This window comes from Amycolatopsis sp. NPDC049688 (genome assembly GCF_040674975.1).
Classification (GTDB): Bacteria; Actinomycetota; Actinomycetes; order Mycobacteriales; family Pseudonocardiaceae; genus Amycolatopsis.
Window position 1 is genome coordinate 1 of sequence record NZ_JBFANY010000036.1, and the last position, 9,242, is coordinate 9,242.

The 9,242-nt window shown below is 71.8% G+C and carries 7 protein-coding genes and 1 pseudogene; 7 read left to right on the top strand and 1 reads right to left on the bottom strand.

The window, feature by feature from the left end; all coding sequences use genetic code 11:
- Positions 1-341 precede the first annotated feature (341 nt).
- Positions 342-470 carry a hypothetical protein gene (locus tag AB0J55_RS45385; protein ID WP_364264344.1) on the bottom strand — a complete coding sequence of 43 codons (129 nt, stop codon included), beginning with the start codon at positions 468-470 and terminating at the stop codon, positions 342-344.
- An 89-nt stretch (positions 471-559) separates the two neighbouring features.
- Between AB0J55_RS45385 and sthA the strand changes: the two genes are divergently transcribed.
- The 7 genes and pseudogenes from sthA to AB0J55_RS45420 form a co-directional block, all read left to right on the top strand.
- Positions 560-1,972: a Si-specific NAD(P)(+) transhydrogenase gene (sthA, locus tag AB0J55_RS45390; RefSeq protein WP_364264347.1), complete on the top strand. Its 1,413-nt coding sequence runs from the start codon at positions 560-562 to the stop codon at positions 1,970-1,972.
- Positions 1,973-2,060: 88 nt separating this feature from the next.
- The gene (locus tag AB0J55_RS45395; protein ID WP_364264350.1) at positions 2,061-3,950 is read left to right on the top strand and encodes an intein-containing Rv2578c family radical SAM protein; all 1,890 of its coding nucleotides are present in this window, start codon (positions 2,061-2,063) and stop codon (positions 3,948-3,950) included.
- Positions 3,951-4,116: 166 nt separating this feature from the next.
- On the top strand, positions 4,117-4,719 hold the full coding sequence (gene merB / locus AB0J55_RS45400; protein ID WP_364264352.1) for an organomercurial lyase: 603 nt from the start codon (positions 4,117-4,119) through the stop codon (positions 4,717-4,719).
- A gap of 96 nt (positions 4,720-4,815) precedes the next feature.
- Positions 4,816-6,591 (top strand): aspartate--tRNA ligase, encoded by a 1,776-nt coding sequence (gene aspS / locus AB0J55_RS45405; protein WP_364264355.1) that lies wholly within the window; start codon positions 4,816-4,818, stop codon positions 6,589-6,591.
- Positions 6,591-7,538 carry a DUF389 domain-containing protein gene (locus AB0J55_RS45410; RefSeq protein ID WP_364264358.1) on the top strand — a complete coding sequence of 316 codons (948 nt, stop codon included), beginning with the start codon at positions 6,591-6,593 and terminating at the stop codon, positions 7,536-7,538. Before aspS ends, AB0J55_RS45410 begins: the two co-directional genes overlap by 1 nt.
- 79 nt (positions 7,539-7,617) lie before the next feature.
- Entirely contained in the window at positions 7,618-8,802 is a 1,185-nt protein-coding gene (locus AB0J55_RS45415; RefSeq protein ID WP_364264361.1) for a phosphotransferase, read from the top strand.
- Between the two features lie 350 nt (positions 8,803-9,152).
- A pseudogene (locus AB0J55_RS45420) lies at positions 9,153-9,242 on the top strand (IS5/IS1182 family transposase); the annotation flags it as partial.

The following is a 9,242-nucleotide window of genomic DNA, read 5'->3' on the forward strand; positions in this document are numbered from 1 at the left end:
TGCTGTCCACTACGCGTATATCTTTTGTTGTGTCGTGTGCTTGTTGTTAGTGTCTGGTTGGTCCTTTTCCCGCCTTGACAAACCACCGCCGGCCGTGTTCTGGCTTCGGATCGGGGTTGCGGGGGGTCTGGGTTTCGTCTTGGTTCCTTGCCGCTATCGGGCGCCGGCGCGTTCTAGCCAGCCCTTCGAAGAAGCGCAGGCGCTGCCACGCCTCGACCGCCGGATGGCCGCCCGCGGCCGGTGACGGTCAGTGACGGCTGTTCGCCCAGCACTTGGCGCAGCTCGCGGCGCAGGTTGGTCAGGGCCTGCGTCGGTGGAGTCCGGCCGGAACAGCCCGGGGGTCACCCAGCAGGGCTGCGCCAGGCGGCGTGCACGACGAGGTAAGCCACCAGCGCGACCCTCCGCGTCAGCACGGCCCCGGTCGCGTCCTCGGCGATCACCTGCTCGCCCGGCAGCGAAACCCGCAGCACCGGGACACGCCGACCCCGCGGCGCCGCTGTTGGCGGATCTTCACCGGCGGGGGGTTGCGCCGTGGCCGCCGGGTGCGCAGGCTCGACGTGTGAGCGAGCACGAGTACGACCTCATCGTCATCGGTTCGGGCCCCGGCGGGCAGAAGGCCGCCATCGCGGCGGCGAAGCTCGGGAAGCGGGTGGCGGTCGTCGACCGGCACGACATGGTCGGCGGGGTGTGCGTCAACACCGGCACGATCCCGTCCAAGACGCTGCGCGAGGCCGTGCTCTACCTGACCGGCATGAACCAGCGCGAGCTCTACGGCGCGAGCTACCGCGTCAAGCAGGACATCACCATCGCCGACCTGCTGGCGCGCACCCAGCACGTCGTCGGGCGCGAGGTCCAGGTCGTGCGCGCGCAGCTGATGCGCAACCACGTCGACCTGATCGACGGTACCGGCTCGTTCGCCGACCCGCACACCGTGGTCGTCGAGGGCCGCCACCGTGGCGACCGGCGCACGCTGTCGGCCGACCACGTCGTGATCGCCACCGGGACCCGGCCCGCGCGGCCGAAGCACGTCGACTTCGACGCCGCGCGCGTGCTCGACTCCGACGAGATCCTCCGGCTGGAGCAGATCCCGTCGTCGCTGGTCGTCGTGGGGGCCGGGGTGATCGGGATCGAATACGCGTCGATGTTCGCCGCGCTCGGCTCGCGCGTCACCGTGGTCGAGCAGCGCGACCACATGCTCGACTTCTGCGACCCGGAGATCGTCGAGTCGCTCAAGTTCCAGCTGCGCGACCTCGGGGTCACGTTCCGCTTCGGCGAGAAGGTCGCGGACGTGGCGGTGAACGACCACGCGACGATCACGACGCTGGTCAGCGGCAAGCGCATCCCGGCCGACGGCGTGATGTACTCCGCGGGCCGCCAGGGCATGACCGGCGGGCTCAACCTGGAGGCGGCGGGCCTGGCCGCGGACGAGCGCGGCCGCCTGGTGGTGGACGAGAACTACCGGACGGCGGTGCCGCACATCTACGCGGTCGGCGACGTGATCGGCTTCCCGGCCCTGGCGGCGACCTCGATGGACCAGGGCAGGCTCGCGGCCTACCACGCGTTCGGCGAGCCGGCCCACGAACTGGGCGCGCTGCAGCCGATCGGCATCTACACGATCCCGGAGATTTCCTACGTCGGCGCGACGGAGGCCCAGCTGACGTCGTCCTCGGTGCCGTACGAGGTCGGCATCGCCCGCTACCGCGAGCTGGCCCGCGGCCAGATCACCGGCGACAGCTACGGGATGCTCAAGCTCCTGGTGTCCACAACGGACCGCAAACTCCTCGGCGTCCACGTGTTCGGCACGGGCGCGACCGACCTGGTCCACATCGGACAGGCGGTGATGGGCTGCGGCGGCACGGTCGACTACCTGGTGGACGCGGTCTTCAACTACCCGACGCTGTCGGAGGCGTACAAGGTGGCCGCGCTGGACGCGACGAACAAGATCCGGGCGCTGGACCGGTTCTCGTCCTGAACCACCCCAGCAGTCACACCAGCACCACGTGATCCACCGGCCCCGAACCGGTTTGACACCCGTCTAGAACATATGTTCGACTGGCGCCGTGCGATGGGATCGGCAGCGGACAGGGGAGGGTGAACCGGCACTGCCCGGGCTGGAGGGCCTGGTGCGATCGGTGCGGTCACCGGAATTCGACGGCGTCACCTTTCACGAGGTGCACGCGCGGTCGGTGCTGAACAAGGTGCCCGCCGGGTCCGGGGTGCCGTTCGGCTGGACGGTCAACCCCTACCGCGGCTGCTCCCACGCCTGCACCTACTGCCTCGAAGGCGGCACCCGGATCCTGATGGCCGACGGCCGGACGCGGGCGCTGTCCGACCTGAAGGTCGGCGACGAGATCTACGGCACCCGTGGCCACGGCGCCGCCCGGCGGCTGGTCCCCACCCGGGTCGAAGCCCACTGGACCACCCTGCGCGCCGCCTACCGCGTGACGCTGGAAGACGGCACCCGGCTGGTTGCCGGCGGTGACCACCGGTTCCTCACGAGCAAGGGCTGGAAGCACGTCACCGGCAGCAAGTTCGGCGCCGCCCAGCGGCCGCACCTGACGCCCGGCACCGAGCTGATCGGCGTCGGCCGGTTCGCCCCGACGCCCGACGAGACGCTCGGCTACCGGGCCGGCTACCTCTGCGGGATGCTGCGCTCCGGCGGGTTCGCCGCGGAGCCGGACGCCGCCGCGCGGGCGCTGGAATACCTGCCGGACTTCGGTGCTTCGGTCGGTTTTCTCAAGGTGCCGCCGGATCCGGACGCCCACTGGCAGCGCGGGTTCCTCGCCGGTGTCTTCGACCTCTCCGGCGGCTACGGCCGCGGCGTCCTCGCGGTGGCGCACGACGAGCCCGAGATCGCCGACGCCTTCTCCGCCGCGCTCGCCCGCTTCGGCTTCGCCTGGCAGCTCGACGAAGTGCCGAAGTTCCCCACGCGCCAGGAAATCCGGCTGCTCGGCGGGGTCGGCGAAGTGCTGCGGTTCCTGCACGTGAGCAACCCCGCCGTGGCCTGGAAACGGTCGCTCGAAGGTGCGGCGATCGGCGCGAGCCGCCGCCGCGTCGAAGCGATCGAGGCGCTGGGCCTGCAGCTGCCGCTGTTCGACATCACCACCGGTACCGGCGATTTCGTGGCCGACGGCATGGTGTCGCACAACTGCTTCGCCCGGAACACCCACACCTACCTCGACTTCGACGCCGGCCGCGACTTCGACACCCAGGTCGTCGTCAAGGTCAACGCGCCACAGGTGCTGGCCGCGCAGCTGAAGAAGCCGTCGTGGCGGCGCGAGCCCGTCGCGATGGGCACCAACACCGACCCCTACCAGCGCGCCGAGGGCCGCTACCGGCTGATGCCGGGCATCATCACGGCGCTGGCGCGGTCCGGCACACCGCTGTCGGTGCTGACGAAGGGCACCGTGCTGGCGCGGGACCTGCCGCTGCTGAAGGACGTCTCCGCCGACGTCCCGGTGGGGCTCGCGGTGTCGATCGCGCTGCTCGACGAAGAGCTGCAGCACCGCCTCGAACCCGGCACGCCGAGCCCGCGGGCGCGGCTGGAGCTGGTCCGCAAGGCCCGCGACGCCGGGCTGCCGTGTTCGGTGCTGGTGGCGCCGGTGCTGCCGTGGCTGACCGACTCGGCCGAGGCCCTGGACGCGCTGTTCGCGCAGCTCGCCGACGTGGGCGCGTCGAGCGTCACGGCGTTCGCGCTGCACCTGCGGCCGGGCGCGCGGGAGTGGTTCGGCCGCTGGCTGGCGGGCACGCACCCGGAGCTCGTCCCGCGCTACCGCGAGCTGTACGCGCGGGGGAGTTACGTGCGGAAGGCGTACCGGGAGCGGCTCGCGGAGCGCGTCGCGCCGCTGCTGCGGCGGCACGGCCTGGACGCCAAGACCGGCTTCGACCTGCGCGGCCCGGCGCCGGCCGCGCCGGCGGACGTCCCGGCGGAGCAGCTGCGCCTGCTCTGACGGTCCTTTGTGGACCCACCGGGTGACGCGCTGCGCCGTTCGCGGTAATCGGGTCCGGTTGCGCACCCGGTGTCTTCGGTTTGCGGCAAAATGTCCGATCGTGTCGTTGTCGTGGCCAGTCACCGGCGCCTAACGTCGAAGGGATCGACCCCGGAAGGAGCCGGACGTGACGACCTCGCAGACCGACCGCGTCGCGGCCGCCCGGCTCGCCTGGGCCGCCCTCAAGCTGACGCGGGCCGGCCGGCACCCGGTGGGGGTCGACCGGCTGGCCGCGACGGTCGGCGTGCCCCCGGCCGAAGCCCGGCGGCTGGTCGAGCTGATCGGCTTCACCCTGCACCGCGACCTGGTCTCCACCGGCCCGGCCCCGCGCGGCGCCCACCACCGCCTCGAACCGGCCGAAGGCACCCTCGGCGCCGGCCCCGACGGCACGGTGGACATGTTCCTGCTGGCCATCGCCACCGGCGAGCGCGTGCACGCGACGGCGACCTGCCCGGTCACCGGGACCCGCATCCGCATCGAGCTGACCTCCAACGCGATCCTGCTGGTCGACCCGCCGTCGGTGGTGGTCGCGGCGGTCGACCTCGGCTTCGACCTGGCCGGCGCCGACGCGGTGGCCTGCGCGGGCCAGCCGTTCTTCGCGTCCGCGTCCGCGGCGGCGAGCTGGCTGGTGGCGAACCCGGGCGGCCGCATCTACCAGGTGCCCGCCTACCTGGCCCAGGCCCACCGGCTGGTCTCGGCCCTGGAGGTCCGGCCCAAGTACGTCCTCTGACCACCGCGCGGACACAGCCTGCCGACGTCGTACGCTGGGTGGTTCGTTAGCCTTTAGGCACCGAGAACCACCCATTGTCGAAGGAGAGCAGCCGCAGTGCTCCGCACCCATCAAGCCGGCACCCTGCGTGCCGGTCAGGCCGGACAGACCGTCACCCTCACCGGATGGGTGGCCCGGCGGCGCGATCACGGCGGCGTCATCTTCATCGACCTCCGCGATGCCAGCGGCGTCGCCCAGGTCGTCTTCCGCGAGGGCGAGATGGCCGAGCGCGCGCACGCGCTGCGCTCCGAGTTCTGCGTCAAGATCGTCGGCGAGGTCGCCAAGCGCCCCGAGGGCAACGCCAACGCCGAGATCCCCACCGGTGAGATCGAGGTCCTGGCCACCGAGCTCGAGGTGCTGTCGGAGTCCGCGCCGCTGCCGTTCCCGATCGACGACCGGGTCGACGTCGGCGAAGAGGTCCGCCTCAAGCACCGCTACCTCGACCTGCGCCGCAGCGGCCCGGCCGCGGCCATGCGGCTGCGCAGCGAGGTCAGCCGCGCCGCGCGCGAGGTGCTGCACGCCCAGGACTTCGTCGAGATCGAGACCCCGACGATGACCCGCTCGACGCCCGAAGGCGCCCGCGACTTCCTGGTCCCGGCGCGGCTCAAGCCCGGCTCCTGGTACGCGCTGCCGCAGTCGCCGCAGCTGTTCAAGCAGCTGCTCATGGTCGGCGGCATGGAGCGGTACTACCAGATCGCCCGCTGCTACCGCGACGAAGACTTCCGCGCCGACCGCCAGCCCGAGTTCACCCAGCTCGACATCGAGATGAGCTTCGTCGAGCAGGACGACGTCATCAAGCTCGGCGAGGACATCGTGTCCGCGCTGTGGAAGCTGATCGGGCACGAGATCCCGCGGCCGATCCCGCGCATCACCTACCACGAGGCGATGGCCAAGTACGGCTCCGACAAGCCGGACCTGCGCTTCGACCTCGAGATCACCGACATGACGGAGTTCTTCGCCGACACGCCGTTCCGCGTGTTCCAGGCGCCGTACGTCGGTGCGGTCGTGATGGCGGGCGGGGCCGGCCAGCCGCGCCGCCAGCTCGACGCGTGGCAGGAGTGGGCGAAGCAGCGCGGCGCGCGCGGCCTCGCGTACATCCTCGTGAACGAGGACGGCACGCTGGGCGGCCCGGTCGCCAAGAACCTGTCCGAGACCGAGCGCGAGAACGTCGCCGCGGCGGCGGGCGCCAAGCCCGGCGACTGCATCTTCTTCGCCGCCGGCAAGGCCGCGTCGACGCAGCCGCTGCTCGGCGCCGCGCGCGACGAGATCGGCAAGCGCCTCGGCCTGATCGACGAGGACGCCTGGTCGTTCGTGTGGGTCGTCGACGCGCCGCTGTTCGCGCCGGTCGAGGACATCGGCGACGACGTCGCCGTCGGCTCCGGCAAGTGGACCGCCGTGCACCACGCGTTCACCTCGCCGACCCCGGAGTGGATCGACAAGTTCGAGCAGGACCCGGGCAACGCCCTGGCCTACGCCTACGACATCGTCTGCAACGGCAACGAGATCGGCGGCGGCTCGATCCGTATCCACCGCGGCGACGTCCAGAAGCGCGTCTTCAACCTGATGGGCCTCGGCGAGGAGGAGGCGCAGGAGAAGTTCGGCTTCCTGCTCGACGCCTTCGCCTTCGGCCCCCCGCCGCACGGCGGCATCGCGTTCGGCTGGGACCGCATCGTCATGCTGCTGGCCAAAGCCGACTCGCTGCGTGACGTGATCGCGTTCCCGAAGACCGGCGGCGGCTACGACCCGCTGACCGCGGCGCCGGCGCCGATCACCGCGCAGCAGCGCAAGGAGGCCGGGATCGACGCGAAACCGGCCGCCGCCCCGCAGAACTAGTGCTGCACCTCAGGGCCGTGTGCCCGCAGGAGAAGACCGCTTCGGCGCTCGACATCCTGCGGGCCCACGCCGGCACGGCGCACCTGGTCGTGCACCGCGGCGCCGCCGTGGAACCGGCGGGTGACCTGGTCGAGGCCGACATCGCGCGCGAGGCGGCGGACGAGATCATCGACGCCCTGTGCGCGCTAGAGCTCGACCACACCGGCGGCATCACGCTGGAAGCGCTCGACACGGCGCTGTCCGACGCCGCCGACCGGGCGGAAGAGGCGGCGCCGGGCGAGGCCGCGGACGCCGTGGTGTGGGAGGAGCTGGTCGCGCGCACCGGCGAGGAATCCCGGCTGAACGTGACGTTCCTGGCCTTCCTCACCATCGCGTGCCTGCTCGCCGCCGTCGGCGTGCTGACGAACTCCGCGGTGACGATCGTCGGCGCGATGGTGGTCGGCCCGGAGTTCGGGCCGCTCGCCGCCCTCGCGGTCGGGCTCGTGCTGCGCCGCTGGGACCTCGTCCGCCGGGCGGGCGCCGCGCTGGGCGCGGGCTTCCCGCTGGCGATGGTGGTGACCCTGGGCGGCGCGCTGCTCGTGCGCGCGACGGACGTCTTCGGCGCGGACGTCTTCCGGCTGGAGCAGAACCACGAGGTCGACTTCGTGTTCTCCGTCGGCGTGCCGTCCCTGGTCGTCGCGATGCTCGCCGGTGCCGCCGGGATGCTCGCCATGACGTCGGCGAAGTCGGCCGCGCTGGTGGGCGTGTTCATCTCCGTGACCACGGTGCCGGCCGCGGGGTACGCGGTCGTCGCGGCCGTGGCGGGGGAGTGGAGCCGGTGTCTCCAGTCCGTCGGCCAGCTGCTGGTCAACCTTCTCGGAATCGTTGCAGCAGCGGCCATTGTGTTGATCGTGCGCCGGAATGGGCAACGTTCAGCGGTGGGAACGCGTCCGCTTTCACGGGGGTGACCCGTCTCCGGGCGGGATGCGCCTTTCTGTCCGGATGTCAGTAGTCATGGTTGCTCAGTCACGAGTAGGGTCGGTGACAATGACAGTCGACACCTCCTCCGCCGGCGACGCTGGGGTCGGGGCAGGAGCCGGGCAGCTCGCCGTCGCCGCGGCGGTCGCGGCGGGCGAGTCCGTTCTCTCGCGCCGGTTCGGCAGTCCGATCACCCTGGTCTCGCCGGAGGACCTCGCGGGCAGCGGGCCGGCGACGGTGGTCCGCGCGAGAGTCGTGTCGTCGTCCTTCGCGCTGCCGCGAACGCTGGTGATCAAGCACTACCCCGGCCAGCCGTCGGCGGGCGCCGATCCGTTCGCCCAGGAGGCGGTCAGCTACCAGCTGTTCACGGCGCTGGCGCCGGACGAGCGGATGTGCCCGGAGCTGCTGGCCCACGACGGCCGCGACCGCGTGCTGGTGCTGGAGGACCTCGGCCGGACGCCGACGCTGGAAGACAAGCTCTACGCCCGCGACTCCCGCGCGGCCGAGCGGGCGCTGCTGTCCTGGGCCCGGTCCCTGGGCCGCCTGCACGCGAGCACGGCCGGGCGCGAAGCGGACTTCAACGCGTTGCTGCGCCGCCTCGGCGGCCCGGCGAAGAGCGACTCCGGCGGCGTCGACGAGCTGTGCGCGCGGGTGCCGCCGCTGATCCAGGAGCGCCTGGGCATCCCGGTGCCGGACGAGGTCCGCGCCCAGGTGACGGCGGCGCTGGAGCAGTCGCGGTCGGCGGGCTTCCGGGCGTTCAGCCCGGTCGAGCTGAGCCCGGACAACAACCTGGTGACGGGCCAGGGCGTCCGGTTCCTCGACTTCGAGTACGGCTGCGTCCGGTCGGCCCTGGTCGACGCGGCCCACCTGAGGCTGCCGTTCGCGAGCTGGCCGGACGCCCTGGCCCTCCCGGCGGGCATGAGCGAAGCGATGATCGCGGCCTGGCGCGCGGAGGTGGTGGGCATGTGGCCGGCCTTCGCCGACGACGAGATGCTGGCCACGCACCTGACGGCCAGCGAGCTCCTGCGGGTCTGGCTGATCACGGGCGAGGAGCTGGGCTCGTTGAACCTCTCCCGCCACGCGGCCCCGGTCAGCCGCGAGGCGGCGTTCGTGACGTGGTGGCGAGATCTGGCGAAGCACGCGGGATATGTCCGGATGACGGCAGTAGCGGAGTTTTCGGCCCGGGTGGCGGCGGCGCTGGCGGCGCGGCTGGGACCGCATGCGGACCTGGCGTTTTATCCGGCTTTCCGCTGAGAGTTGTTCCGCGAATTTCGAGGTGTGGGAACGGGACGCTGGGGCATGACTGGCGGCAGCGGCCAGACCCCTCCCGGCACCCCGATACGAAGCCAGAACACGGACGGCGGTGCCGGGTCAAGGCACGCTTTCCCGCCTTGACGCGGTGCCGCCGTCCGTCGTCACAATCGGGCTTCGGGGTGGTGTTTTGCTCGGTTTCCCGCATTGCGGGCTGCCCTGCCGGAGGCAGTTTTGGTGGGTTCAGCCCCTGCCGGAGTCAGCCCTGCCGGGGTCTCCCCGCCGGCCCGAACGCCGGATTGTTCAACGGTCGGCAGGCTGTGTCAAGGCGGGAAAGCGTGCCTTGACAGGTTCTGACCGACCAGCTGTGGGAGCGGCTCGAGCCGCTGCTTCCGGTGCATCCACGGCGTTTCCGTTATCCCGGCCGCAAGCGTGCCGATGAC